Raw genomic sequence first — 26979 nt, 5'->3', positions numbered from 1 at the left:
ACGCGATGATCGATCGCAGCGATCCGCAATGGTACCGTGACGCCATCATCTACCAGATCCACGTCAAGTCGTTCTTCGACTCCAACAATGACGGGATCGGCGATTTCGAGGGCCTGACGCAGAAGCTCGACTATGTCCGCGACCTCGGTGTCACGGCCATCTGGCTGATGCCGTTCTATCCGTCGCCCCTGCGCGACGACGGCTACGACATCGGCGACTATCGGGACGTCAATCCGTCCTACGGTACGATGGAGGAGTTCCGGAAGTTCGTGGACGCGGCGCACGAGCGCGGCCTGCGGGTGATCACCGAGCTCGTCATCAATCACACCTCCGACCAGCATCCCTGGTTCCAGCGAGCTCGCGAAGCCCCGGCCGGTTCACCGGAGCGCGACTTCTATGTTTGGTCGGATACCGATACGCCGTACTCGGACACGCGCATTATCTTCCTCGACACCGAGGTCTCGAACTGGACTTGGGACCCGGTCGCCAAGCAGTACTTCTGGCACCGCTTCTACAGCCACCAGCCCGACCTGAACTTCGACAATCCGGCCGTGCTCGAGGCGGTCATCGAGGTGATGCGCTACTGGCTCGACATGGGCGTCGACGGCCTTCGCCTCGATGCAATCCCCTACCTGATCGAGCGGGACGGCACGAACTGCGAAAACCTGCCGGAGACACACACGGTTATCAAGGCGATCCGCGCGGCTCTGGATGCGAGCTATCCCGACCGGATGCTGCTGGCTGAGGCCAATCAGTGGCCCGAGGAGACCGCGCAGTATTTCGGCGACGGCGACGAGTGCCATATGGCATTCCACTTCCCGCTGATGCCGCGCATGTACATGGCGATCGCCCGCGAGGACCGGCACCCGATCACCGACATCATGCGCCAGACCCCGGAAATTCCCGAGGGCTGCCAGTGGGCGATCTTCCTGCGCAACCACGACGAGCTGACCCTCGAGATGGTCACCGCCGAGGAGCGCGACTACCTCTGGTCTTTCTATGCCGCCGAGCGCCGCGCCCGCATCAACCTCGGCATCCGGCGCCGCCTCGCGCCCCTGTTGGAGAACGATCGGCGCAAGATCGAGCTGATGAAGTCCCTCGTCCTGTCGATGCCCGGCACGCCGGTGCTGTATTACGGCGACGAGATCGGAATGGGCGACAACATCTACCTCGGTGATCGCGACGGCGTGCGGACGCCGATGCAATGGTCGCCGGACCGCAACGGCGGCTTCTCGCGGGCCAATCCGCAGAAGCTCTTCCTGCCTTCCGTGCAGGACCCGATCTACGGCTTCGACGCGATCAACGTCGAGGCACAGACCCAGTCGCAGACCAGTTTGCTGAACTGGACGCGGCGTATGATCGCGATCCGCAACAACTCGGTGGCGCTCGGCCGGGGCGGCATGCAGTTCCTCTATCCCTCGAACCGCAAGGTCCTCGCCTGGATCCGCGAGTTTGAGGGCGAGCGGGTCCTCTGCGTCGCCAATCTGTCCCGAGCGCCGCAGGCGGTGCAGCTCGACCTGTCGGAACTGCGCAGCGCCGTGCCGATCGAGTTGACGGGTGGCTCGGAGTTCCCGGCCATCGGCGATCTGCCATACCTGCTCACCTTGCCCTCCTACGGCTTCTACTGGTTCTCCCTCAGCGCGGCGAACACGGGCAGCATCGGTCCGCAGCCCGAATTGCCGGAACTCTTCACCCTCGTTCTCACGGGTGGCATCGAGACCTTGATGGCCGGGCGCGAGCGCACGGCCTTCGAGCGCACGGTCGCGCCGCGCTTCATCGCGACCCGTCGTTGGTTCGCCGCTAAGGGCTCGCGCATTAAGTCGGTGCAGGTCACCGACAGCGCGGCGCTGAAGGACAGCACCGGCGAGGCGAAGTTCCTCCTGCCCCGGGTCGCCGTTCACCTCTCCACGGGCGAGCGGCAGGACTATTTCGTGCCGGTGGCAGTCGATGAAGGCCGCGAAGACGAGGCCATGCTTCAGCATGCCGTGGCGCGTGTCCGCCGGGGTCCGCGCACCGGGCTGCTGCTCGGCGCGGCCGCTTCGTCGAGCTTCGCCGTCGCGATGGTCGAGAGCATGCGCGAGGGTCGCGAGATCGCCACCGAGACTGGGCGCCTCGTCTTCTCCACCACTTCCGCCTTCGATCGCGATGTGGTGGTGGAGCCCGGCGAGATCCGGTCGCTGAACGCGGAGCAGAGCAACACCTCGATCGCCATCGGCTCGAAGATGATGCTGAAGCTGCTGCGCCGCCTGCAGACCGGGACCCATCCCGAGATCGAAGTCGGGCGCTTCCTTACTGAGACCGCACACTTCCACAACACGCCGGCGCTCCTTGGCGTTCTTGAGCACGTCGACGCCGAGGGCACCCGTACGGCGCTCGCGGTGCTGCAGAAGTTCGTGCCGAACCAGGGCGATGCCTGGACGCTGATGCTGGAAGGCCTGCGCCGCGACTTCGACACGGTGGTGTTGGCGCCGGAGAGCGAAGCGCCTTCACCCGCGGAGGCGTTCGAGACCCACCTGCGCTGGGCGATTCTGCTCGGACGCCGCACGGCCGAAATGCACAACGCGTTCGCGGTCGAGACCGACGACCCGGCCTTCGCGGCCGAGCCCTTCGACCACGCCGACTTATACGCCCTCGGCGACGACACGCGCCGCCAAGCGGAGCGGGCCTTCCGCGGGCTTGACGGCCTCGCGGGCCGCGGCTCCAATGCTGCGAGCACCGAACTGGCGGGCCGCCGCCACGAGGTCGAGGCGGCGATCGAGACCCTCACCGCCAGGGCACCACAGGGCGCTACGAAGACCCGCATCCACGGTGATTATCACCTCGGGCAGGTGCTGGCGGCAGAGGACGATCTCATCATCGTCGACTTCGAGGGTGAACCCTCGCGGCCGGCCGACGAGCGTCGGATCAAATCGACACCTTTGCGGGATGTCGCCGGCATGCTCCGCTCCTTCGCGTACGGCGCCGAGACCGTCACCCGTGGGATCGCCGCGCGCTTCTCGGATTCCGAGGAGCGGGCCCGGCGGGCTTCGATCGCCTGGCGCGGCATGATCGATGCCGCCTTCCTCGACGGCTACCGCGAGGCTGTGTCGGTGAGCCGGGCCGCCGTGACCGATCCGGAGACCGAGAGCCGTCTTCTCAGGCTCTCCTTGCTGACGAAGGCGCTCTACGAGGTCGATTACGAAGCCAACAATCGGCCCGACTGGATCGAAATCCCCGCCCGTGGGGTTCTCAACATTCTGGATGAGATCAAGAGAGGCGTTTGAATGATGGGCATCGACGAGACGTTCGCGAGCAGGACCGGCCAGGCGTCGGGCACCTCCGGATCGGCGGACGTTACGCCCGTTGCCACCCGGGCGCCGCAATCCGCGGCGCCCGAGACCGGTTCGCTTCACCCCGACGTCATTGCCGCAATGATGGCGGCGAACCATGGCGATCCCTTCTCGGTGCTGGGTCCTCATGAGGTGGGGCCGGGTCAGTGGGAGGTACGCGCCGTGCTGCCGGAGGCGAAATCCGCGAGCCTGCTCGTGGGCAGCCAACGCATTCCCTTCGAGCGCAAGCACCCGGACGGCTTCTTCGTCGCACGCCTGCCGAGTGAGGGGCGTCCGCTCTATGAGCTATCCGTCGAAACCTGGGACGGCGTCGAGCGCTCACGACATGATCCGTACGGGTTCGGCTCCTCCCTGCGCCAGGAAGACATCGACAATCTGCGCGAGGTCGGCAGCAACGTTACCTATCGCATCCTGGGTGCGCAGCATCGCCCGGTCGACGGGATCGACGGTTTCCGCTTCGCGGTCTGGGCACCGAATGCCCGCCGAGTCAGCGTCGTCGGCGACTTCAATAACTGGGATGGCCGTCGCCATCCCATGCGGCTTTGGCAGAATGGCGGCATCTGGGAACTGTTCATCCCCGGGTTGAAGGCTGGTGCGCACTACAAGTACGAAATCCGTGGCGCCGACGGATCATTGCTGCCTCTCAAGGCCGATCCCGTCGCTTTCGCGGCCCAGAAGCCGCCGGAGACCGCCTCGGTCCTCCAGGGCACGAACGATCCTGCCTGGCATGATGAGAAGTGGATGGCGACACGGGGTGAGAAGGACCCGCGCCACATTCCGATCTCGATCTACGAGGTCCATCTCGGTTCCTGGGCGCGGGTCGCCGAAGAAGGCAACCGTTACCTGACGTACCGGGAACTGGGTGAGCGCCTGATTCCCTACGTGAAGGAGATGGGCTTCACGCACATTGAGATGCTGCCGATCACAGAGTTTCCCTTTGACGGATCCTGGGGTTACCAGCCGGTCTCGCTCTTTGCGCCGACGAGCCGCTTCGGCACGCCGGACGACTTCGCTGCTTTCGTCGATGCGGCCCACGCGGCCGGCATCGGCGTGATGCTCGATTGGGTGCCGGGCCATTTCCCCCTCGACGCGCACGGCTTGGGTCAGTTCGACGGGACGCATCTCTACGAGCACGCCGACCCTCGTCAGGGCTTCCACCAGGATTGGGGCACCTACATCTATAATTTCGGTCGGACGGAAGTCTCCAGCTTCCTCGCCGCCAATGCCCGGTTCTGGCTCGAGCATTATCACCTCGATGGCCTGCGCGTGGATGCCGTCGCGTCGATGCTCTACCTCGACTACTCGCGTCGTCAGGGCGAGTGGATTCCGAACCGTTATGGTGGCAACGAAAATCTCGACGCCATCGAGTTCCTACGCAAGACCAACGAGGCGACCTACGCGCACGCGCCCGGCACCCTGACTGTGGCCGAGGAATCCACCTCCTGGCCGGGTGTGTCGCACCCAACCTATACGGGTGGCCTCGGTTTCGGCTTTAAGTGGAATATGGGGTGGATGCACGACACCCTGAATTTCGTTTCCAAAGAGACGATTCATCGCCGCTACCACCACCACGACCTGACCTTCGGGCTGCTCTATGCCTTCTCGGAGAACTTCATCCTTCCGCTGTCTCATGACGAGGTGGTGCACGGGAAGGGCTCGCTCCTCGGCAAGATGCCCGGGGACCGCTGGCAGAAGTTCGCGAATTTACGCGCCTATTACGGCTTCATGTGGGGTCATCCCGGTAAGAAGCTGCTCTTCATGGGTTGCGAGTTCGGCCAGGAGAAGGAATGGAACCACAACCAGAGCCTCGATTGGCACCTTCTGGAAGACGGGATGCATCAGGGCGTCAAGGATCTAATCCGCGACCTCAACCACCTCTACAAGGCGACGCCAGCCCTCCATAGCCGGGATACCGAGGCTACCGGGTTCCAGTGGCTGGTCGCCGACGACCAGGACAACAGCGTCATCGCCTGGGCCCGGAAGGGTCGTGAGCCGGATGAGATTGCCGTGGTGGTCGCGAACTTTACGCCGGTGCCGCGGGAGAGCTACCGGATCGGGGTTCCGGTTGCCGGTTTCTATCGGGAAGCCATCAATTCGGACGCGGAGCGCTACGGGGGTTCGAACGTCGGCAATATGGGCGGCGTTCAGTCCGAAGCCGTTCCGAGCCATGGTCAGCCGTATTCGGTGTCCATGACGATCCCACCCCTGGCAACGACGATCTTTCTCCGCGAGGGGTAAGGTCGTACGTCGCGGGTCCCGTCTTCAGGGATGGGACCTGCAACCTTAGCAAACGAACAAAGCCGGCGGGTGACCCCGCCGGCTTTGTTCGTTTGCCGATAGCGCCGTCGTGAATTTACGCAGCGCGGAGGCGCAGGCCGGCAGTGTTGCCGAAGGCGCGGGCGTAGAGGGATGCGTAATTCATCGCTGCCTGATCCCAACCGAACGAGCGCGACATGGCGTGGCGACGCATGGCGTTGAGGCGCTTCTTCTGTGCGAAAGTATCGAAGGCGCGCCGGATCGCGTTCGAGAAGCCACGCGTGGAGGCCTCGCCGAAGGTGAAGCCGGTGACGCCGTCCTCCACCGTATCAGCAAGTCCGCCCGTCCGATGAACGATCGGCAGTGATCCGAAGCGCTGGGCATACATTTGCGCCAATCCACATGGCTCGAAGCGCGAAGGCATCAGCAGAAAATCGCTGCCCGCGAACATCCGGCGCGCATCCCGCTCCTCGAAGCCGACATGGACGCCGATAGAGGAGGGATGGCGGCGAGCGAGGTCTCGCAATGCACCTTCGAAACGGCCTTCGCCCTGGCCGATCACCACGAGCTGACCGCCCTCGGCCACGATCGACTCGGCTGCGGCGATGCTGAGATCGATGCCCTTCTGGTGCACCAGTCGGGAGACCACGGCGAAGAGGGGACCGCGCGAAACGGCCAGACCGAACTGTCGCCGGACAGTCTCGGCGTTGGCACGCTTGCCCTTCCAATCATCGATCTCGAAACGGGCGGCAAGATGGGGGTCGGTCCGCGGGTCCCAGCTCTCGTCGATCCCGTTGAGGATCCCGGCGAGGCGGCCTTGTGCGGCTCGTGTCCGTAGCAGGCCATCGAGCCCGCAGCCTGATTCCGGTGTGATGATTTCCCGAGCGTAGGTCTCGCTGACGGTCGTTACGTGCGACGCGTAGAAGAGACCGGCCTTGAGGAACGAGAGCTGACCGTAGAACTCGACGCCGTCCATCTGGAAGGCATCTTCGGGTACCCCGAGGCGCCCGAGGGACTCGCGCGGGAAAACGCCCTGATAGGCAAGGTTGTGAACCGTAAGGATGCTCGGCACTCGCAGTCCAGCCCATGCGAGATACGCGGGGGCAAGGGCAGCCTGCCAATCGTTCAGATGAAGAAGATCTGCGGCCCAAGCAGGGTCGATGCCCCGCGCGATTTCTGCAGCAGCGAGGCTTAGACGGGCGAAGCGGATGTCATTGTCGCCGAAATCGCCCTGCGCGTTGCCGTAGGGTGTCCCGTCGCGCTGATAGAGATCTGCACTGAGGACAACGTAGACTTGGAGCCCATCGCTGGTCTCCACGAGGCCAAGATCACAGGGCGGTACGCCCGCTTGGGCCGGCAACTGTGCGACGACCGGGATGTGATCGAACTGCTCGACGACCTGCCGGTATCCGGGAATGAGGACGCGAACATCGTAGTGCTTGCGTAGAGCTCGCGGAAGAGAGCCCGCCACTTCGCCAAGACCCCCCGTTTTCACGAAATCGGCCATCTCCGGCGTAGCGAAGAGAATGTGGGGCTGTAAATGGTGGCGGAAACGGATGCCGTGGTGGAAGTCTATGGGATTCTGCTGGTCCGCCAGGCTCATCAATTCGTTCCCGCGTCGAGCGGTGGGCGGGAACGGAGAGCGAGAGCCCAGCATCGACGTCGACCTCGTGAACGCAGCGAGACGGTGATTGTTCCGTTGCGTTGCACAATTCAAGCCACGTTCAGAAACTTTCTCGGAAGGAGACGCTTCTGCCCGCTTTTCACACGCTGATGTGATGCTCGCTGCGACCCTCAGCTGCCGCCTTTGATGAGCATCAGGCCTTCATTGGCCTCGAGCACCAAATCGTTGCCGTGCAGGCTGCTGGCTCGGTCCGTGTGGGTGGAAAGGAGAACGGTCCATGCGCCACCATATGCCCCCGTATCGCTGACGGTTTGCGGCGATGCACTAAAGTTTAGCAGGATCCGGAGCGTCGTATCAACGTCATGCCGCTCATAGGCAAAGACGAACGCAGTCGATGAAGGCAGGCTGCGAAATCCTCCCGTCGAGAGAGCCGTATAGTCCCGGCGGAGGCGCAGGAGGCGACGGTAGAGGGTGAGGAGCGATCGGGCATCGTCGCACTGGCGCTCGACGTTCCGGGCTGCCGCATCCGCGCTGAGGGGGAGCCAAGGCTCGCCCACGCTGAAACCCGCATTGGGTGAGTCGTCCCACTGCATCGGCGTGCGTTCGGGATCGCGGCCGTGGCCTGGCTCGTTGCGCTCCCAGGGATCCTGGACCCGGTCTGGTGGAATGTTCACGTGGGCGAGGCCTATCTCGTCACCGTAGTAGAGCGTCGGCGTGCCGCGCAGGGTCAACAAAAGCATCGCCGCGATGCTGGCCTGTGCGGCACCGACCCGTGCCGCGATCCTGGGTTGATCATGGTTGCCGAGCACCCAATTCGGCCATCCGCCGGGGGGAAGGGCGTCCTCGTAGGCGACGACGAGTTCGGCCACCGAGCGAGCGTTCCAGGGCGTTTGAATGAGTTGGAAATTGAAGGGCAGATCGACGCCTGCCAGATCGGCGCCATAATACGCTACGAGTCGCTCAACGGGCAGGTAGATCTCGCCGATCAGAACGCGATCACCGTAGGGTGCGAGTACGGCCCGCATCTCTGCGATGACATCGAAGATCTCGGGGCGATCCGCGGAATAGACCTGAGTGAAGCGATTGATCTCAGCCTGCCCCGAGGTGAAGCTCGGATTGGCAGGATTATCGCGGAAGCTCTCATCCTTCATCAGGTGCCAAATCACGTCGACACGGAAACCGTCGACACCGCGGTCGAGCCAGAAGCGGAGGGCGTCGTGCATCGCCGCGCGAACCTCCGGGTTGCGCCAGTTCAGGTCCGGCTGCTCGCGCAGGAAGGCATGGTAGTAGTACTGCCCCGTCGCTTCGTCTCGGCTCCAGGCGGGACCGCCGAAATTGCTGATCCAGTTGTTGGGTGGACCCCCATCGGGGGCGGGATCGCGCCAGATGTACCAATCTCGCTTGGGGCTCGTGCGCGAAGCGCGGCTTTCCGCAAACCACGGATGGGCGATCGAGGTGTGGTTCGGAACGAAATCGAGGATGACTTTGAGCCGTCTGAAATGGGCTTCCGCCACCAGAGCGTCGAAGTCCTCCAGTGTTCCGAACAAGGGGTCGACGCCACAATAGTCCGCGACGTCGTAACCGAAATCCGCCATCGGAGAGGGATAGAACGGCGAGATCCAGACAGCATCGACGCCGAGCCAGGCGAGATAGTCGAGACGGCGGGTGATCCCGCGCAGATCCCCGATCCCGTCCCCGTCGCTATCCTGGAAGGAGCGCGGGTAGACCTGATAGACGGTGCCGCTCTTCCACCAGACCGTATCCGCCATGCAATCCTCCGCCGACGCGCCCCGGTCGCGTTCGGGTCGGACCCTAGCCGCAGACGGGATCTCGCGCGACCCGCTCGGATTGAGGAGCGTTCAGACAATATTCGAACGTGGTGTGGTCTCATTCCCGAACGGTTTGGCTGGGACTGTCGGACACCATGGCGCAGGTTTGTGTTCCAGGGGAGCTCTCTGGTCTCGGTGGGGCAGCAGCAGGGCACGCTCGGGCAAGCAAAGTACCCCATCCTAAAGCGGTACCGAATTCGCAGCATTGGTGGAGTGCGAGAATGGGGCTCCGGGACGAGGATCGAACATCAGACTAGAGAAAGATCGCGAGCTCGGTACGGCCCATGCTGCACCGGTTGGCGAGACGAAACGAAGGGGACCGAGCCGAACGCAGAACTGGAATGCCCGAGAGCATGATAGCCCCAGGGTTGTCATCCTGGCGGCGGCTTCCAAGTCTGACGGCCGAGAAGGGGGGACTAAGACGTGCTGAACGACAAACTCATCGGACGAGACAATTCCGACGTCACCACATCGATGGAGGCTTCGGAGATGACTCTACGAGGGCCCTCGCCAATGTTGCGAGAACGCACCCGACCGCTGCAGAAGCCGTCCGGCGATGCTGTAGCGGACCTGCGGGAGGCCATCCTGGCCAAGCTGGTCTATGCCATCGGAAAGACGCCCCGGACTGCACGTGAGCGTGACTGGTTCGCCGCGACCGCCCTCGCCCTGCGTGACCGGGTCGTCGATGCTTGCCACGATGCGGATGGGTCGATTCCCAACAAGCGGGTCTATTACCTATCCCTGGAATTCCTCATCGGTCGTCTTCTCTCCGATGCCATGAACAATCTCGGCCTCGTCGAGACCACCCGGACGGCCCTGCGCGAACTCGGCGTGGAACTGGGCAACGTGGAGGCGGCGGAGCCGGATGCCGCGTTGGGGAACGGCGGCCTCGGACGTCTCGCCGCCTGCTTCATGGAAAGCATGGCCAGTCTGTCGATCCCCGCTATCGGATACGGGATTCGCTACGATCACGGGCTCTTCCGGCAATCCCTGGCGGACGGATGGCAGAAGGAAGCCCCGGAGACCTGGCTCGCCGAGGGTAATCCTTGGGAATTTCCGCGGCCTGAGGCGACCTACACGATCGGTTTCGGTGGCCACGTCACCATGTCGTCGGTCTCCGAAGGCGTGATCCGTCGCCATTGGCATCCGGCCGAAACGGTACGGGCGGTGGCACATGACGTGCCGGTCGTTGGGTGGCGCGGACGCCATGTGAATACGTTGCGTCTCTGGAAGGCCGAAGCCCACGTGCCTGTCGAGCTGGCTCAGTTCAATGGCGGAGACCATGTGGGTGCCGTTTCAGCGCGGGCTCGCGCTGAAGCAATCTCTCGCGTGCTTTATCCGAGCGACTCGTCCGCCGAGGGCCAGGAACTGCGCCTGAGGCAGGAGTACTTCTTCACCTCCGCCTCGCTGCAGGATCTGGTGCGCCGGCATGCAGCCGAGCGCGGCGATTTGCGTTCGCTGCCCGATCACGCCGCAATCCAGCTCAATGATACGCATCCCGCCATTGCGGTGCCGGAGTTGATGCGCCTCCTCCTCGAGGATCATGGCTTCAACTGGGAGGATGCCTGGCACGTCACGACGCACACTCTCGGCTATACGAACCACACGTTGCTTCCCGAGGCGCTGGAGACTTGGCCGGTCGAGTTGATGGAGCGCGTGCTGCCGCGGCATATGCAGATCATCTACCTGATCAACTGGATGCACCTTGAAGAGCAGGGCAAGCAGGGCCGTGGTTCTGCCGAGAAGCTCGCTGCCGTGTCGCTCATCGACGAAACCCATGGCAAGCGGGTCCGCATGGGCCATCTTGCATTCTTGGGAGCCCGCCGCGTGAACGGCGTGTCTGCGCTGCATACCGATCTGATGCGCTCGACGGTGTTCAAGGAACTCCACGCCCTCGACACGGACAAGATCGTCAACAAGACGAATGGGATCACCTTCCGGCGCTGGCTCCACAACGCCAATCCGGAACTCACAGCCCTCGTTGTCGAGGCAGTCGGGCCTGAGGTGCTCGATACGCCCGAACTGCTCACCGGCTTGGCCGATGTCGCATCCGATGCGAACTTCCAATCCCGCTACGCGGCGATGCGCCGTGCGCGGAAGGCGGCTCTCGCGCAGGTGGTGGCCGATCGCACTGGTGTCGCGATCGATCCGTCGGCCCTCTTCGACGTACAGATCAAGCGCATCCACGAGTACAAGCGCCAGCTCCTCAACGTGATCGAGACCGTTGCCCTGTATCAGGCGATCAAGGCTGACCCGACGGCCGACTGGACGCCGCGCGTGAAGATCTTTGCCGGGAAGGCGGCACCGAGCTACGTCCAGGCCAAGCTCATCATCAAGCTCGCCTGCGACGTCGCCAAAGTGGTGAACGCCGACCCGGACGTGGCGGGCCGCCTGAAGGTGGTCTTCCTGCCGAACTACTCAGTGAGCTTGGCGGAGGCGATCATCCCCGCGGCCGACCTCTCCGAGCAGATCTCTACGGCCGGCATGGAGGCCTCCGGTACCGGCAACATGAAGCTCGCCCTCAACGGCGCGGTGACGATCGGCACCCTCGATGGCGCCAACATCGAGATCCGTGACCATGTGGGCGCGGACAACATCTTCATCTTCGGCCTCGATGCGGCCGGGGTGCAGGCTCGGATGGTCGAGTCGAACTACGCTGAGGCGGCTATCGCCGCTTCACCCCGCCTGAAGGCCGCCCTCGACCTCATCGAGGCTGGAGGCTTTTCGCCCGAGGAGCCAGGCCGCTTCGGACCGATCGTCGATGACCTGCGCCACAACGATCGTTATCTCCTCACCGTCGATTTCGACGATTACTGGCGCGTTCAGCGCTCGGTCGATCAGGCCTGGAACGATCCGAAGGCTTGGTGGCGTACGGCCATCCTCAACACCGCTCGGATGGCGTGGTTCTCATCCGACCGCTCCATGCGGGAATATGCAGAGGACATTTGGCGGGTTCGGCTTAGCTGATCTGCCCAGCGCGCCCGGCTCCTGAGATGGGGGCCGGGCAGGTCGCGGCTGCAATCTAGAAATGACTGAGCCGCATCCCCGGCGGAATGCGGCTCATTTCCTTTGATCGCCTCAGCGGGGTCGGGGCCGAGCTAGATCCCGGCGTCGATCAGGATCGGATGGCACCGGGCCCCGGTGGTGGCGGCGAGGACCTCCACGGCTCCGACGGTCGAGGCATCCCCCGCGACGTGAACCACGTCTGTGCTACGCAGCGATGGCAGGTGTGCTGTGAGGGGCCCCGGGCGAACTTCTGGCGGACGTTGGCGAGTGCGGTCGGAGACGGTGACGATTTTGGTGACGCCGGTCGCGCGCAACCAATCGAGCGCCGGTCGCATGTAAAGGTCGAGTGGATTGCGCGCCCCGACCACCAGGATGATTTCACGGGCCGGTTCGATGTAGCGCGCTGCATGGGCAATGGACCAGATCGGTGCAAAGCCGGTCTCGGAAGCAACAAGAACCAGGCGTCCGCCCCCTGCACGGTAGAAGCCGCGACCGACGGGCCCTTTCACCTTCACCGGGTGATCGCACGCGAGAGCTTCCACCAATTCGTGGCCGAGACCGAAGCCGTCGCGGTCCTGGCGCAGGTGGAACACCAACTCGTTGAGTTCCGCCGATCCGTCGACGCGCAGGGTCGGGCTCAGGGTGACGGGCGCGAAATTTTCGAATGTGACGTCGAGCCCGTGACCTGGCTCCAGGGCAAGCCGGCGGGTGATCGTCACCACGACTTGGAAGGTGTGCGGACCAAGGGGGGTGATCTCGGTGACCGTGCCGGTCCGCTTCTGCACGGCGGTCGGTCGACTCGGTAGCACCAGGCGAGAGGGTGGCTCAATGGCAGCTGCGCGAGGCAGCGAAAGCTTGATGGCCTCACCACGATGGGCGCGGCTCTGAGCCCGGCGTGGGGCAGGGCCAGCGCCCTGGCCACCGGCTCCAGGCGTGGCAGCGATCATCCCATCGGCAAGAGCGGCTTCCAGCGGGGTGTCACCGGTGGAAACGCGCACGGACTTGCCGTTGACGACGAGCGAGCAGCGGGCGCTCATGGTCGTCCTTCAGGTGTGGGGAATGGAGTGGGTGCGTCGCGGAGGCGTCGCTCAGCGACGCCTCGCCTCAGCGCGGTTCGTGGAGCAGATGGTCGACCAGGGCGGCCCAACGGTCGCGGACCGCCTGAGCCTCAGGCGACAGTGGTTCGGCGCCATCGATCCGGCTGATGCAGGCGCGGAGCCGGTCGACCTCGCGACGTTCAGCCCCCAGTACGGCTTTCATGACCGCAACCTCGGCCTTGAGCCGCGACACCTCACCTGCCGCGGCCGTACCGGACGTCGCAACTGCGATGGATGCGGCAGCCGGAACCTCAGGAACCACCGCGACGTCCGGCGCCGCGCGAAGCGGACGCGCCATCAAGCGTCGGACCAGACCGGTGTCGATCTCGTCGTCCACGATCCGCAACGCAGCCTGCGCCATGACCCCATCTCCCTCAGCCAGCGCGTTGCGCTTTGCCGCCCTTCCATCAACTCAAAGCTGAGGATGCCAGATCATGGTTAAGGGAGGTTTAACTGGATGCGATGGTTTGCACGCATCCGCCTGATCTCACTCAAGCAGCTTCGGGCGCCGCACCGAGCAACTGCCGAGCTTGAAGCATCGACATCGGTTCACCGAAGGCGAAACCTTGCGCATATTCACAGCCCAGTTCGAATAGGATCTGTGTGTCGACTTCCGACTCGGCGCCTTCCGCAATGATCGACAAGCCGAGTTCCTGTGCCATCTTGACGATCGATCGCAGGATGGCGGTCTGGCCCGTCGCGATCTGGCGTACGAAGGATTGGTCGATCTTGATCGTGTCGAAGGGGAAGCGCTGCAGATAGGAGAGGGCCGAGTAGCCAGTGCCGAAATCATCCAGGGACAGGCCGGCTCCAAGGTCGTGAATGCGGTGAAGCATCTGCGCTGCGTATTCAGGATTCTCCATCACCAGGCTCTCGGTCATCTCCAGCTTCAAAGAGCCAGGGATGACTCCTGAGCGGGCGAGGATCGTTTTCACGTCATGCAAGAGGTCGTGGCGGAGGAGCTGTCGTGAGGAGACGTTGACGGAGGCGAAGATCGGCGGTTCCACATCGAGGGAACGCTGCCAAGCTGCCAGCTCGAGAGCGGTTCGCTCCAAGGCGAAGATACCAAGATTGACGATGAAGCCGCTTTCTTCCGCGATCGGCAGGAAGGTCGCGGGACCAATGCGGCCGAGCTTCGGATGGTCCCAGCGCAGGAGCGTCTCGAAACCCGCGACGGTGCGGTCCTCCAGCCGGACGATCGGCTGGAACAGCACCTTCATCTCGTTGCGATCCAGCGCCCGGCGCAGATCGGCTTCCAGCATCAAGCGATCGCTGCGCTCGTTACGCATGGTGGCGCGGAACACTTCGGTGCGATCCCCGCCGCCGCGCTTGGCTTGGATCATCGCCATCTCGGCGTTCTTGAACACCTCTTCCCGCTTCAGGTTCGCACCACCCTCGTAGAGGGCGAGACCGACAGAGACCGTCAGGAAGATTTCGCGATCCGCATAGGTGATTGGTGTCGCAATCGCTTTTCGGATCATCTCCGCGAACGCAAGGATGCGGTCCGGCTCGCGCTCGGAGATCAGGATCAGGGCGAACTCATCGCCCGCGACACGGGCCAGGGTATCCTGTGGGCGGAGGAGGCGTCCGAGTCGACGCGACAGCGTCAGAAGGATCGAGTCACCGGCCGACAGACCGATGGCGTCGTTAATGGCCTTGAACCGATCGATGTCGAGGACGATCGTCGTCGGCCGTAACCGGGCATCCTGGCTGGCGAAAGCCAGCGCCGCATCGAGGCGATCATAGAAGAGTTCGCGGTTCGGCAGACCCGTGAGGCTGTCATGCACCGCATCGTGGAGAAGCCGCTCCTCGGCCGTCTTCACCTCGGTGACATCGCTGATCGTGCCGACGACCCGGATCACCTCTCCGTCCGAACCAATCACGGGCCGTGCCTTGAGGCGATACCAATAGTACGGGCCGGCCGTGGAGCGCAGGCGGAAATCGTGCACGATGCGGCCACGGCGTTCCTCGATGACTGTGTCGAGGGCCGCCGAGTAGCGCTCGACGTCGAACGGATGGACCAAGCTCAGCCAGTTGGCCGCAGGGCCTTCGAGGGCGCCGCGTTTCAGACCAAGCTGTCCCTCGATTTCCTGACCGGCAAAGACACGGTCACCCGGTACGTCCCAGTCGAACACCACGTCCCCTGCGCCGGTAAGGGCCAATGCGCGACGCTCGGTGTCGGAGACAAGAGCATGGGTCAGGCCACCGCCCGCGAACGCATGCTGCATCACGGTGAAGCCGATCAGCATGACGATCAGCACGAGGCCGCCGATGAGGGCCGGTTGTACCAGGTCGCTGCTGATCTGCCCCGTGATCGCGAACCCTGCAGCCACCACCCAGACGAGAAGCAGGCACCAAGTAGGCACCAGCAGGATGGCGCGGTCATAACCGTTGTGCGCCGCGAGATAGACGATCAGCAGCAGGCCGACCCCTGCCACCGCCGCAATGGAAATGCGGGCGACACCCGCCGCCACAGGCGGATCGAAGACCGCGAGGCCCACCAAGCACGCCAGGAACAGAAGCCAGATGATCGCCACGTGGCTGTAGCGGACGTGCCACCGGCTGAGATTCAGATAGGCGAACAGGAAGACCAGCAGCGTCGCGCCGAGAACCGCCTCCGTCGAGGCGCGATAGACACGCTCGGCAACCTCGGTGATGGGAAACACGCGCTGCAGGAAGCCGAAATCGATCGACGCGTAGGCCAGCACGGCCCAAGCCAGGGACGCGGCGGCAGGAAAAATGATCGCACCCTTCACGACGAAGATGATCGTCAGGAAGAGGGCGAGGAGACCCGCAATGCCGATAATAATGCCCTTGTACAGGGTCAGGCCGTTGGCCTTCTTGCGATAAGCTTCCTGATCCCAGAGGTACACTTGTGGGATGTTCGGGCCTCGGAGCTCGGCCACGTAGGTTACCGTCGCGCCGGGATCGAGGGTGATGACGAACTGATCGGCTTCCGGGTTCTCGTCGCGCTCGGGCCGAATGCCCTGGCTCGCCGTGATGGCGGCGATGCGCGAGCCTCCAAGATCGGGCCAGACAACACCCGAACCCACCAGGCGAAAATGTGGGGCGACGAGGACCCGGTCCACCTGCTCGTCGGTATCGTTGGTGAGGGCGAACACCATCCAGTCAGGGCGGGCGCCGGTCTCGCGGGCCTTGACCACGATGCGGCGGACGATCCCGTCCTTGCCCGGAGCGGTGGAGATCTGAATCAGGTCGCCATCGGAGCGATAGCGCTCGATCATCGGTGTGAGATCAATGACGGGCGCGTCGAGCGTGACGCGGACCGCCTCGACGGCCTGCGCCGGTCCTCCGACGATCAGGGCACTGAGCAGTGCCGCAGCGAGGGCGGCTAGGACGAGGGCGAATCTACGCAACGGGCGAGTGTTCCGGCCGGGCGAGGCATGATCGATGGAAACAGGCGACGGGAGACGGCTCAGCTGTGCATCCAGTCGTATCGGTGGGGGCCTCGACGAGCAAGGCAAACGGTTGCCTTGCGCGACGGCGTTCACCGGTTGTGAACCGTGGCGCCGACGAGGTTCGATCGCCCGCCTTTGCGGCCAAAACAAGCCGCAAAGGCCAAGCTCACGCCGCCTTCAACGCCGCTGTGATGCGGTCGAGCGTCGGAAGCTTCTTGATCGGGCCGATGGCGGCGAGGGTTGGGGCGCCCTTCAGCAGGCGTCGGCCAGCTTGGCGGACGTCGTCGACGGTGACCGCGTCGACCTTCGCGATGACCTCGCTCGCTGGAATAACCCGGCCCCAGGCCAGGATCTGTCGGGCGTTGCGTTCGATTCGGCCACCAGGGGTCTCCAAGGCGGAGAGCAGCGCGACCTTCAGCTGGGCCTTCGCCCGAGCGACTTCGATCGTGTCGGCATCCGCCGCGGCACGGATCGTTGCGTCCAGCGTCACGTCCATCAGTTCGGCGAGGTCACCCCCGGATGTGCCGGCGCCAATTCCGAACAGACCACAATCATAGAACGCCCAATGAAAGGATTGGATCTCGTAAGCCAGGCCTCGTGTTTCGCGCACCTCGTGCCACAGCCGCGAGGTCAGGCCGCCACCGAGCACCTGTGCGAAGATGTGAAGCGCGTAGTAATCGTCGTCGCGAAACGACAGGCCTGGCAGGCCGAGCACGACGTTGGCCTGCTCGAGCTTCTTCGGCAGCCGCTTCTCGCCACCACCATAGATCCCCGGGACTGCTTCCGGCGGCTGCGTCGGCTTTAGATCACCGAAATAGCGCGAAGCCGATTCAACGATCTGGTCATGGCCGATGGCGCCCGCCGCCGCCAGGACGATGCGGTCGGGGGTATATTCCCGCGCGATGTAGGCCTCGATCGCTGCTCGGTCGAAGCTGTTGATCGTCTCGGGCGTGCCAATGATTGGCCGCCCCATTGGCTGGTTCGGAAAAGCCGCCTCGGTGAACGCCTCGTAGACGACGTCGTCGGGGGTATCCTCGATCGCCGCGTATTCCTGCAGGATCACGCTCTTCTCACGCGCAAGTTCGCCGGCATCGAAGACCGAATTGGTGAGGATGTCTCCGATCACGTCGAGGGCGACGCCCGCATCTTCACCAAGCACCCGCGCGGTGTAGCTCGTTCCCTCGGCACTCGTTGCGGCATTGATGTCGCCGCCGACATTCTCGATGTCCTCGGCAATGCGGCGGGCGGACCGGGTCTTCGTACCCTTGAAGGCCATATGCTCGATGAGGTGGCTCAGACCGCCCTCGTCGGCGCGTTCGTGGCGCGAGCCGGCTCCGACCCAGACGCCAAGCGTCGCCGTCGCCACGCCCGGCATCGCCTCGGTGACCACGGTGACCCCGTTGTCGAGCTTGGTGATCTTGAGATCGGGCGAGGCGCCGTGGGTGGCGAAATGTTGGTTCATGAGCAGTTACGCTCCCTTGGTGATGCGGGCGCGCTCGCGGATGAAGGTTTCGACTGCCGCCTGATCGTTGGCAACGCGCGAAAAGGTCTCCTTGCGATCCATCAGGTCGGCGAGGTGCGGCGGAAGTTCAGGCCGCCGCCCGCCGATCGCCTTGGCGACGGCGTCGGGGAACTTGGCAGCGTGAGCTGTGGCCAGCGCCACAACCGGCGTGTGTGAGTCCTGACGCAGGAGCTTGCGCGCTGCATGGATGCCGATGGCGCTGTGTGGATCGATGACGTGTCCAGTCTCCGCATGGGTGCGGGCGATCTCAGCCATGACCTCGGGCTCGGAGACGGCAGAGGCATCGAACTCGCCGCGCACCGTCTCGAGGACGGACGGATCGAGATGGAAGCCGCCTGACTGCTTTAGCCCGGCCATGAGCCGCGCGAGGCTCGTGGAATCGCGTCCCAAGGCTTCGAACAGCAAACGCTCGAAGTTCGAGGAGATCTGAATATCCATCGAGGGCGAGGTGGTCGGTTGCACCCCGCGGACCTCGTACGCGCCGTGCTCGAGGGTGCGAGCCAAAATGTCGTTGGCATTGGTGCCGATCATGAGGCGCTCGATCGGCAGTCCCATGCGCTTGGCGACCCAGCCGGCCAGGATGTCCCCGAAATTCCCGGTCGGGACCGCGAAGGAGATCGGACGGTGAGGAGCGCCCAGGGCCACGGCCGAGGTGAAGTAGTAGACCGCTTGTGCGGCGACTCGGGCCCAATTGATCGAATTGACGCCCGACAGCCGAACGTCGTCGGCAAAATCCGCGTGTTGGAACAGGGCTTTGACGATGTTCTGGCAGTCGTCGAAATTGCCGTCGATGGCGATAGCGTGGACATTGTGTGCCCCGACCGATGTCATCTGACGACGCTGGACCTCGGACACGCGCCCTTCCGGGAACAGGATGAAGATATCGACCTGATCGAGGCCGCGGAACGCCTCGACCGCGGCGCTGCCGGTATCGCCCGATGTGGCGCCGACGATGGTGGCCCGTGCACCGCGGGCACGCAGGACATGGTCCATCAGGCGCCCGAGCAGCTGCATCGCGACGTCCTTGAACGCGAGCGTCGGGCCGTGGAAGAGCTCCAGCAGAAACAGGTTGTCGTCGAGCTGGGTGAGGGGGCAGACGGCCGGGTGCCGGAAGGTCGCGTAGGCCTCCTCGATCATCCGATCGAGGTCCGCATCGGCGATCTCCCCGTCGATGAGGGGGCGCAACACGGTCTTGGCCGCATCGGCATAGCGCAGGCCTGCCAGTGCGGCGATCGTCGGTTTGGCGATCTGCGGCCAGCTTTCGGGCACGTAGAGGCCGCCGTCGCGGGCGAGGCCGGCGAGAAGGGCATCGGAAAAGTTGAGGGGCGCCGCGGCGCCGCGGGTCGAGACGTGAAGCAAGGGGGCCTCCGGGAAGGCGCCCCGTCTACACGATGTCGGCGGGCGTGTCGAAAGTCTCGGGCCGGGTCAGGCTTTGCTACCGGGCGCCTTAACCAGACGGCATCCCGTGATCCGCCAGGCGCCGTCCGACTGTTTCTCCAAGCTGTAGAGAGCAGCCCAGTCGGCCCCGTCCTCGTCCTGCAAGGTGACACCGAGGGCCATGCCTTCGTCACCGGCATCCTCGATGCGATCCACACTGTATCGCCGGTTTCGGTAGACGGCGCCGTATCCCTGTTTGACCATCGCGATGAAGGTTTCGGGTGAGGGAAACAGCCCCTGGATCGCGGGGGCGGCCTGAGCATAAGCGGTGGCCGCATCGTCTCGACGGAAGGCGTCGATCTGGCGTTCCACCGTGGCCTTTGCCGCATCCCGCGCGGCGGCATCCACCGCAATAGCGGCCGAAGGCATGAACATCAGAGTGAAAAACAGCAGGACGGTGCGCATGGGGCCCACTCCGTATCGTGACCGTTCACCCGGAGGCTAGCGGGATCACCGGCGCAGCTGAAGCAAGTATTCGGCCGCATGCGTCACGATTGCGCGGGTGGCAACTCGTCGTGAAGTCGACGCCATGCGAAGACACCGAACACGCCGACGAGGCAGGCTGCAATTCCAAACCACGTGAAAGCGTATTGCAAATGGTTATTCGGAAGATCGACCCGAAGCTGACCACCCTTCGGCCAGCCGCCGGGATTTGGCGTGGCATCTGCCTCGACGAGGTAGGGTCGAGGGTCAGTGAGACTGCGGGAAGCGCTGATCCCAGCGATGTCGCGGTTGAACCATTCATTCCGCACCGGATCCGGCGCCGGCACGAACATCGTCCGTGGCTCTGATCCGCGAAGTATCCCAGTCACGGTGGTGATGCCGTCGACCTGGCCGGCCGCGCGATTCGCGGGCGCCTTCAACTCGGTGGGCACGAAGCCGCGATTGATCAGGATGGAGCCACCATTCTCAAGGAGAAAGGGTGTCAGGACGTAGTAGCCCTGTAGCGCCCGTCCTGGCACCTCGCCCGCGGCGAGTCCGTGGACCAGCGTCTCGGCTTCGTGCCGAAACCGCCCCGTGACACGGACACGTCGAAACTCGTCCCGGGCTTGATCCCAGCTCTGCGTCGGGGGAAGCGCGGCTGGCGGCTCAACCTTCGATCGCGCCAGGATGCGGGAAATCAGGGCTTCCTTCTCTCCCTTGCGCTCAAGCTGCCAGACTCCAAGACCGAGGAGGATCGCGAGGCAGATCAGTGAGACGAGGCCGGGCGCCAGGATACTGCGCCAGGCGCCGGGACGAAGTGTCGGAGCCATGATTAGCGGAAGCGCCCCTGCTCGGCCTTATTGGTAAATTGCAGCGCCGCGAGGACACCCTTGAGTGGCCGCACCAGCAGAAGACTGAGTCCGATCGACAGAGTGCCCGCCACCAGGGCATGCACCCAGATCGGCGGCTCATAGGTAACCTCCATCCAGAGCGCGAGCCCCACGACTACGATGCCTACGATCGACATCACGAAGAAGGCCGGCCCGTCTCCCGAATTAAAACTGCCGTAGTCGAGACCGCAGACCTCGCAGGATGGGCGGAACGTGAGGAAGCCGTCGAACATGTGCCCCTCGCCGCAACGGGGACAACGGCCGCGCAGGCCGGCGGATATGGGGGAAGGCTTCGGCCGCGATGGGTCCAAGATCGATCACTCCTCGTACGGCGCTGCGCCGTGCCACTTCATATGGGCATGGACTATGTGCGCGGCAGGCGCGACCATGAAAAAGGGCGGCTCACGCCGCCCTCTTCAACACTGCCCTACGGACCAAGCCGGGCTCAGTGAGCTGCGTGACCGACCCCCGCACCCCAGACATAGATCGACGCGAACAGGAACAGCCAGACTACATCAACGAAGTGCCAGTACCAGGCGGCGAACTCGAAGCCGAGATGCTGGCGGGTGGTGAACTGACCGAGATAGGCGCGGTAGAGACAAATCGCGAGGAAGATCGTCCCAATGATGACGTGAAAGCCGTGGAAGCCTGTCGCCATGAAGAAGGTCGACGAGTAGATGCTGCCCGAGAAACCGAAATGGGCGTGCGCGTACTCGTAGGCCTGGCAGGCGGAGAACAGGACGCCGAGGATGATCGTCAGCCAGAGGCCGTACTTCAGGCCCTTCCGGTCATCGTTTAGCAGGGCGTGGTGCGCCCAAGTGATCGTCGTACCGGAGGTGAGAAGGATCAGAGTGTTGAGCAGCGGCAGGTGCCACGGGTCGAACGCCTCGATACCCTTCGGCGGCCAGGTACCCCCCGTGAAGTCGACGCGCGAGGCCTGGATCGGATCGGCGGCATAGAGCGCGGCTTCGAAATAAGCCCAGAACCAAGCAACGAAGAACATCACCTCGGAGGCGATGAACATGATCATGCCGTAACGGTGGTGCAGCTGAACGACGCGGGTGTGGTCGCCCGCGTTGGCCTCGTGCACGACGTCCTTCCACCAAGCGAACATGGTGTAGAGTACGCCGAGGAGGCCGGCACCGAAGATGTAGGGGCCAGGGGTGAGCGTGCCGATCTGAAGGCTCTTCATCCAGAACACGGCGCCGAAGGCCATCAGGAAACCCGAGAAGGCACCGATCAGCGGCCAGGGACTGGGGGCCAGAATATGGAAGTCGTGATTTTTGGCGTGCGCCTCGGCCATTGAACTCTTCTCCTACCCCCGACCTCCGGACCGTTGCCGGCCCTCGATCCACTGATTGCGTCTTCCCGACCGGGTTGCCCCGGACTGTTGTGGCAAACCCTTACCCAGGGTCGTGCGCTGTTGTCACGCTTGTGCCATCAAAAATTTGACTTCGTCCCCGTGCCGCCCGATGTCACAAGCGCGGCCGTGGGCTGACCGTTCTTCGAGGCGAAATACGTGTAGGAGAGCGTCATCTCAGACAGATGCGCGGTATTCGAGTCCTTGCGGACCTCAGGGTCAATGTAGAACACCACGGGAAAATCCATCGTCTCACCCGGCTGCAGGGTTTGCTCGTTGAAGCAGAAACACTGCACCTTGACGAAAAAGCTTCCCATGAGACCCGGCTGCACGTTGAAAGTGGCGATGCCTGTAGAAGGCGTGCTGCCGGTGTTCTTCACGCGGAAAAAGACGGTCTTGGTCTCGCCGAGTCGGGCTTCGACCTTCGGCGACTCGGCCTGGAAGCGCCAGGGCAAGCTCGACGACACGTTCGTGTCGAAGTGAACCACCATGCTGTCATCGATCGCCGCAACGGTCGGAGCAAGACCTGTACGCGGCGTGCCGTCATAGCCGGTCGCCTTGCAAAACATGTCGTAGAGCGGCACCGACGCGAACGCGAGCCCGATCATCCCGAAGGCGAGGCCTGCACAGGCGAAGGCAGTCACGCCGGCCTCGCGGCCAACGCCACGCGGCGCATGTCTGGGATCGACCATCAGAAACGTCTCCGTTGTCCGGCGCAATCAGATCGGACGGTTGAGGACCTGCGGCCCAAGCTTCGCGATCGTCAGCACGTAGAAGATGGTCACCAGCGCGAACAGGACGGTCGCGATAGCGATGGAGCGCTTGCGCCGACGCTGCGATTCCTCGGGCGTCAACGGGCGAGGCGTTCCGGGAAGGCCAGGGCGATCGCTCACAGGCTCACCGCGCGGAAGAGGCCGAGGCTCTGCTCCGCGAGCAGGGCCGCGAACATCAGGAAGAGGTGCAGGATCGAAAACCCGAACATGCCCATGGCGGCCTTGCGCTCCGGCTCGCCCTCGCGATTGCGGAAGACGTGGACGCTGAAAGCCAGCATCCCGAGACCGCCCAGCAGCGCGGTGATCGCGTAGAGCCATCCGCCGAAACCGAGGGCGACAGGCGCGAGGCCGAGGGGGAAAAGCAGCATCGAGTAGCCGATGATTTGACGACGCGTCGAATCAGGGCCGGCGACGTTCGGCATCATGGGGATGCCCGCCTTGGCGTAGTCGGCGGACTTGATGAGGGCCAGAGCCCAGAAATGCGGCGGCGTCCAGATGAAGATAATCATGAAGAGGACCAGCGACTCGACGCCGATGGTGCCGGTGACGGCCGCCTGACCGACCATCGGGGGGAGGGCGCCGGCAGCGCCTCCGATGACGATGTTCTGCGGCGTCGCGCGCTTCAGCCACATCGAATAGACCACGGCGTAGAACACGATGGTGAAGGCTAGGAGCCCGGCCGCCACCCAGTTGGAAGCGAGACCGAGGACGAGCACCGAGCCGACCGACAGCACGATGCCGAATGCCAACGCTTCATCAGGTCGGATGCGCCCATCCGGGATTGGACGCTTTGCGGTCCGGGTCATCACCGCGTCGATGTCCGCGTCCCACCACATGTTCAGGCAGCCCGAGGCGCCTGCGCCGACAGCGATCATCAGCAGTGAGATGGAGCCGACCACCGGCTGGATATGGACGTTCGAGACCACCATGCCGACGAGCGCGGTGAAGATGACAAGGATCATCACCCGCGGCTTCAGCAGGGCGAAGAAATCCGACACCTCGCCGCCAACCGGCGACAGAACTTGCGGCTCGGCGGCAGCGGATAGGCTGTTCGACACGCTCGTCATGGGGTCCCGATACGGTTTTCGTGTTTGGTGGGGCTTCAGATCGCGCCGCGTGGCGCCGCCCTTTGCGGGAGACCTCAGCACACTCGAGGAGCGAACTCCCGAAGCTTGACCGGGGCCTCCGGGAAAGAGCGAGGACCGCTCGCGCGGTCCTCGCAATCCTCGAAGCTGGTAACGTGTTCAGTGGTGACCCGGCTCTTCGACGATCCGGGGCAGGGTCTCGAACTGGTGGAAGGGCGGCGGAGAGGACAGGGTCCACTCCAGGGTGGTCGCACCCTCACCCCACGGATTGTCGGCGGCGCGCTTGCTCGAACGGAAGGCCAGAACGACACCGATGAAGAACACCACCATGCCGAGGGCGAAGATGTGTCCGCCCCAGGTAGAAACCTTGTGCCAGCCGGCGAAGGCTTCCGGGTAGTCGGCGTAGCGGCGCGGCATGCCGGCCAAGCCGAGGAAGTGCATCGGGAAGAACAGGACGTTCGCGCCGATGAAGGCGAGCCAGAAGTGCAGCTTGCCGGCCCACTCGGGGATGATGTGACCGGTCATCTTCGGGAACCAGTAGTAGACACCGGCGAAGATGATGAACACTGCACCGAGCGACAGGACGTAGTGGAAGTGCGCCACGACGTAGTAGGTGTCGTGAAGGTACTTATCGACCGCCGAGTTTGCGAGGACGACGCCGGTGACGCCGCCGACCGTGAACAGGAAGATGAAGCCGACCGCCCAGTGCATGGCAGCGGTGAAGCGGATCGAACCACCCCACATCGTCGCGATCCACGAGAAGATCTTCACGCCGGTGGGCACGGCGATGACCATCGTTGCGAAGACGAAGTAGGACTGCGTCTGGAGGGACAGGCCGACCGTGTACATGTGGTGCGCCCACACGACGAAGCCGACGACGCCGATCGCGACCATGGCGTAGGCCATGGCGAGGTAGCCGAAGACCGGCTTGCGCGAGAAGGTCGAGATGATGTGCGAGACGATGCCGAAGGCCGGCAGGATCATGATGTACACTTCGGGGTGGCCGAAGAACCAGAACAGGTGCTGGTAGAGGACCGGATCACCACCGCCGGCCGGGTCGAAGAACGTCGTGCCGAAGTTACGATCGGTGAGAAGCATCGTGATCGCGCCGGCGAGCACCGGAAGCGACAGCAGCAGGAGGAAAGCGGTTACCAGCATCGACCAGGCGAACAACGGCATCTTATGCAGGGTCATGCCCGGCGCGCGCATGTTCAGGATGGTGGTGATGAAGTTGATCGCACCCAGGATCGAGCCGGCGCCGGAGAGGTGGAGGGCAAAGATCGCGAAATCGACCGCCGGACCCGGGTGGCCGGCGCTCGACAGGGGCGGGTACACGGTCCAGCCGGTACCAGCACCTGAGGAGCCAGGAGCGCCCTCGACGAAGAGCGAGCAGACGAGGCTCAGGAAGCCCGCGACCGTCAGCCAGAACGAGACGTTGTTCATGCGCGGGAACGCCATGTCGGGCGCGCCGATCATGAGGGGCACGAACCAGTTGCCAAAGCCGCCGATCAAGGCAGGCATCACCATGAAGAACACCATGATGAGACCGTGGCCGGTCACGAACACGTTGTAAGTGCCGGGATTGGCGAAATACTGGAGCCCGGGCTCTTCCATCTCCATGCGGATACCGAAGGAGAGGAACGCGCCCATGATGCCCGCGCAGAATGCGAACAATAGGTAGAGAGTGCCGATATCCTTGTGGTTCGTCGACAGGAACCAGCGGGAGAAGAAGGACGGCATGTGGTGGTCGTGGGCGTCGTGGTGCCCCGTATGTGCAGCGGCGTTCGCCATGGATGCAGACCTTAGTCCAGGTTTCTCGTGATCATCTCGATGGGTGGAGCCGGGCGCCGCTCAAGGGCCCGGGTCCGAAATCCGCGCCCTTAGCGGGCGTCGGCGAACTTCGACGGGTCGTCGATGCGGGCGAACTTGGTCTTACCTTCGGCCAGCCACTTGGCGTAAGCCTCTTCGCTCACGACCTGAACCGTGATCGGCATGTAGGCGTGACGCGCGCCGCAAAGCTCGGAGCACTGGCCATGGTAGGTGCCTTCGCGTTCCGCCTTGAACCAGAACTGGTTCAGGCGGCCCGGAACGGCGTCGATTTTGAATCCGAAGGACGGCATCGCCCAGGAGTGCATGACGTCGGCGGCAGTGACCTGAATCTTAACGATCTTATTCACCGGCACGACCATGTCGTTGTCGGTACCCAACAGCTTCGGCTGCTTGTCCTCGTCGAGGTTGGCATCGAAGGTGAAGCCGCCGCCGTTCTCCACAGCCGGGTACTCGTAGGACCAGTACCACGCGTGACCGATGACCTTCACCAAGACGTCGGCCTTGGGGTCGGAGAGCTGCGTGCGCAGGAGGCGGAACGACGGGATCGCGACGGCGACCAGGATCAGCACCGGGACGATGGTCCAGGCCACTTCGATCATGGTGTTGTGCGTGGTCTTCGAAGGCGTCGGGTTCGCCTTCTCGCTGAACCGGAAGACGCAATAGAGAATCAAGCCGAGCACGAACAGCGAGATACCGAACGACAGCCAGTGCATGCCGTGTTCGAACGAATGAATGTCCCGGGCGTTCTCGGTGACCGCGACCTGGCGATCCATCTGCCACGGAACGGGCTGGCCGATGCCGGCCGCGAGCGCGGATGAGGAAGAAACGAGGAACGCGCCGAGCGCGGCAAGCCCCCATGATGACCGGTGTTGCGCCTGCGTCGTCCGCATGTGCCTCTCGTGGCTCCCCGTGATTGTGATCGTCGATGCCGCGCGTCTTGCTGGGTTTGTTCTAAATCGCAAGTGCATTTCGCGGATCGCGGGCCTTTCGAGGGAATGACCCACGTCTGGCCGATTGGCGTGTCAGACCACAAGGGCGTGAAGCGCGCAACCGCAACAGCGTCGCATCATGCGGGTTGAAGGTCTCGACTCAGGCCGTT

General features: G+C 63.9%; 19 protein-coding genes. 3 read left to right on the top strand and 16 right to left on the bottom strand.

Annotation, left to right across the window (positions count from 1 at the left end):
* Positions 1–5 precede the first annotated feature (5 nt).
* Positions 6–3263 (top strand): maltose alpha-D-glucosyltransferase, encoded by a 3258-nt coding sequence (gene treS, locus ASF58_RS16790; protein ID WP_055954924.1) that lies wholly within the window; start codon positions 6–8, stop codon positions 3261–3263.
* A complete protein-coding gene (gene glgB / locus ASF58_RS16785; RefSeq protein WP_055954921.1) occupies positions 3264–5567 on the top strand; it encodes a 1,4-alpha-glucan branching protein GlgB in 2304 nt (767 codons plus the stop codon). It abuts the gene before it with no gap.
* Positions 5568–5682: 115 nt separating this feature from the next.
* On the opposite strand, the gene glgA is transcribed toward glgB, so the two are convergent.
* Positions 5683–7188 (bottom strand): glycogen synthase GlgA, encoded by a 1506-nt coding sequence (gene glgA / locus ASF58_RS16780; protein ID WP_156375763.1) that lies wholly within the window; start codon positions 7186–7188, stop codon positions 5683–5685.
* 191 nt (positions 7189–7379) lie between these two features.
* On the bottom strand, positions 7380–8978 hold the full coding sequence (locus tag ASF58_RS16775) for an alpha-amylase family glycosyl hydrolase (protein WP_055954918.1): 1599 nt from the start codon (positions 8976–8978) through the stop codon (positions 7380–7382).
* 573 nt (positions 8979–9551) lie between these two features.
* Here ASF58_RS16775 and ASF58_RS16770 point away from each other — a divergent pair.
* Complete coding sequence (locus tag ASF58_RS16770) at positions 9552–12005, top strand: glycogen/starch/alpha-glucan phosphorylase (protein WP_244477378.1); 2454 nt, start codon at positions 9552–9554, stop codon at positions 12003–12005.
* A 131-nt stretch (positions 12006–12136) separates the two neighbouring features.
* Here the strand turns inward: ASF58_RS16770 and ASF58_RS16765 are convergent, their stop codons facing one another.
* The 14 genes from ASF58_RS16765 to coxB all read right to left on the bottom strand — a co-directional run bounded on the left by ASF58_RS16765 (position 12137) and on the right by coxB (position 26770).
* Complete coding sequence (locus tag ASF58_RS16765) at positions 12137–13081, bottom strand: ferredoxin--NAD(+) reductase (protein ID WP_055954915.1); 945 nt, start codon at positions 13079–13081, stop codon at positions 12137–12139.
* Positions 13082–13148: 67 nt separating this feature from the next.
* Positions 13149–13502, bottom strand: coding sequence for a hypothetical protein (locus ASF58_RS16760; RefSeq protein WP_055954913.1), 354 nt, complete (start codon positions 13500–13502; stop codon positions 13149–13151).
* Between the two features lie 130 nt (positions 13503–13632).
* Positions 13633–16518 carry an EAL domain-containing protein gene (locus ASF58_RS16755; RefSeq protein ID WP_055954910.1) on the bottom strand — a complete coding sequence of 962 codons (2886 nt, stop codon included), beginning with the start codon at positions 16516–16518 and terminating at the stop codon, positions 13633–13635.
* A 208-nt stretch (positions 16519–16726) separates the two neighbouring features.
* Positions 16727–18022 (bottom strand): pitrilysin family protein, encoded by a 1296-nt coding sequence (locus ASF58_RS16750; protein ID WP_055954908.1) that lies wholly within the window; start codon positions 18020–18022, stop codon positions 16727–16729.
* A 6-nt stretch (positions 18023–18028) separates the two neighbouring features.
* A complete protein-coding gene (gene thrC / locus ASF58_RS16745) occupies positions 18029–19441 on the bottom strand; it encodes a threonine synthase (protein ID WP_055954905.1) in 1413 nt (470 codons plus the stop codon).
* Between the two features lie 66 nt (positions 19442–19507).
* Positions 19508–19924 (bottom strand): DUF4864 domain-containing protein, encoded by a 417-nt coding sequence (locus ASF58_RS16740; protein ID WP_055954902.1) that lies wholly within the window; start codon positions 19922–19924, stop codon positions 19508–19510.
* A gap of 83 nt (positions 19925–20007) precedes the next feature.
* Complete coding sequence (locus tag ASF58_RS16735; protein ID WP_055954899.1) at positions 20008–20772, bottom strand: SURF1 family protein; 765 nt, start codon at positions 20770–20772, stop codon at positions 20008–20010.
* A gap of 2 nt (positions 20773–20774) precedes the next feature.
* The gene (locus ASF58_RS16730) at positions 20775–21143 is read right to left on the bottom strand and encodes a DUF983 domain-containing protein (RefSeq protein WP_055954894.1); all 369 of its coding nucleotides are present in this window, start codon (positions 21141–21143) and stop codon (positions 20775–20777) included.
* 134 nt (positions 21144–21277) lie between these two features.
* The gene (locus ASF58_RS16725; protein WP_055954890.1) at positions 21278–22135 is read right to left on the bottom strand and encodes a cytochrome c oxidase subunit 3; all 858 of its coding nucleotides are present in this window, start codon (positions 22133–22135) and stop codon (positions 21278–21280) included.
* A 137-nt stretch (positions 22136–22272) separates the two neighbouring features.
* Positions 22273–22884: a cytochrome c oxidase assembly protein gene (locus tag ASF58_RS16720; RefSeq protein ID WP_055954887.1), complete on the bottom strand. Its 612-nt coding sequence runs from the start codon at positions 22882–22884 to the stop codon at positions 22273–22275.
* Positions 22885–22911: 27 nt separating this feature from the next.
* Complete coding sequence (locus ASF58_RS27530; protein WP_280137551.1) at positions 22912–23046, bottom strand: hypothetical protein; 135 nt, start codon at positions 23044–23046, stop codon at positions 22912–22914.
* Positions 23047–23081: 35 nt separating this feature from the next.
* On the bottom strand, positions 23082–24032 hold the full coding sequence (locus tag ASF58_RS16710; protein ID WP_055954882.1) for a heme o synthase: 951 nt from the start codon (positions 24030–24032) through the stop codon (positions 23082–23084).
* Positions 24033–24209: 177 nt separating this feature from the next.
* Positions 24210–25841: a cytochrome c oxidase subunit I gene (ctaD, locus tag ASF58_RS16705; RefSeq protein WP_055954879.1), complete on the bottom strand. Its 1632-nt coding sequence runs from the start codon at positions 25839–25841 to the stop codon at positions 24210–24212.
* Between the two features lie 89 nt (positions 25842–25930).
* Positions 25931–26770 (bottom strand): cytochrome c oxidase subunit II, encoded by an 840-nt coding sequence (coxB, locus tag ASF58_RS16700; RefSeq protein ID WP_055954876.1) that lies wholly within the window; start codon positions 26768–26770, stop codon positions 25931–25933.
* Positions 26771–26979 lie beyond the last annotated feature (209 nt).

The sequence above is a fragment of the Methylobacterium sp. Leaf125 genome, assembly GCF_001423085.1.
Classification (GTDB): domain Bacteria; phylum Pseudomonadota; class Alphaproteobacteria; order Rhizobiales; family Beijerinckiaceae; genus Methylobacterium.
The sequence above is the reverse complement of the archived record's forward strand: the minus strand, read 5'-3'. Positions and strand labels throughout refer to the sequence as shown.

Coding starts and splice junctions, on each gene's coding strand:
- ASF58_RS16760 (WP_055954913.1), bottom strand. CDS start 13,502: ATGGCGCAGGCTGCGTTGCGGATCGTGGACGACGAGATCGACACCGGT.
- ASF58_RS16750 (WP_055954908.1), bottom strand. CDS start 18,022: ATGAACCAACATTTCGCCACCCACGGCGCCTCGCCCGATCTCAAGATC.
- ASF58_RS16720 (WP_055954887.1), bottom strand. CDS start 22,884: ATGGTCGATCCCAGACATGCGCCGCGTGGCGTTGGCCGCGAGGCCGGC.
- ASF58_RS16710 (WP_055954882.1), bottom strand. CDS start 24,032: ATGACGAGCGTGTCGAACAGCCTATCCGCTGCCGCCGAGCCGCAAGTT.
- glgA (WP_156375763.1), bottom strand. CDS start 7,188: ATGAGCCTGGCGGACCAGCAGAATCCCATAGACTTCCACCACGGCATC.
- ASF58_RS16765 (WP_055954915.1), bottom strand. CDS start 13,081: ATGAGCGCCCGCTGCTCGCTCGTCGTCAACGGCAAGTCCGTGCGCGTT.
- coxB (WP_055954876.1), bottom strand. CDS start 26,770: ATGCGGACGACGCAGGCGCAACACCGGTCATCATGGGGGCTTGCCGCG.
- ctaD (WP_055954879.1), bottom strand. CDS start 25,841: ATGGCGAACGCCGCTGCACATACGGGGCACCACGACGCCCACGACCAC.
- ASF58_RS16775 (WP_055954918.1), bottom strand. CDS start 8,978: ATGGCGGATACGGTCTGGTGGAAGAGCGGCACCGTCTATCAGGTCTAC.
- ASF58_RS16735 (WP_055954899.1), bottom strand. CDS start 20,772: ATGGCTCCGACACTTCGTCCCGGCGCCTGGCGCAGTATCCTGGCGCCC.
- ASF58_RS16740 (WP_055954902.1), bottom strand. CDS start 19,924: ATGCGCACCGTCCTGCTGTTTTTCACTCTGATGTTCATGCCTTCGGCC.
- ASF58_RS16770 (WP_244477378.1), top strand. CDS start 9,552: ATGTTGCGAGAACGCACCCGACCGCTGCAGAAGCCGTCCGGCGATGCT.
- treS (WP_055954924.1), top strand. CDS start 6: ATGATCGATCGCAGCGATCCGCAATGGTACCGTGACGCCATCATCTAC.
- glgB (WP_055954921.1), top strand. CDS start 3,264: ATGATGGGCATCGACGAGACGTTCGCGAGCAGGACCGGCCAGGCGTCG.
- ASF58_RS16725 (WP_055954890.1), bottom strand. CDS start 22,135: ATGGCCGAGGCGCACGCCAAAAATCACGACTTCCATATTCTGGCCCCC.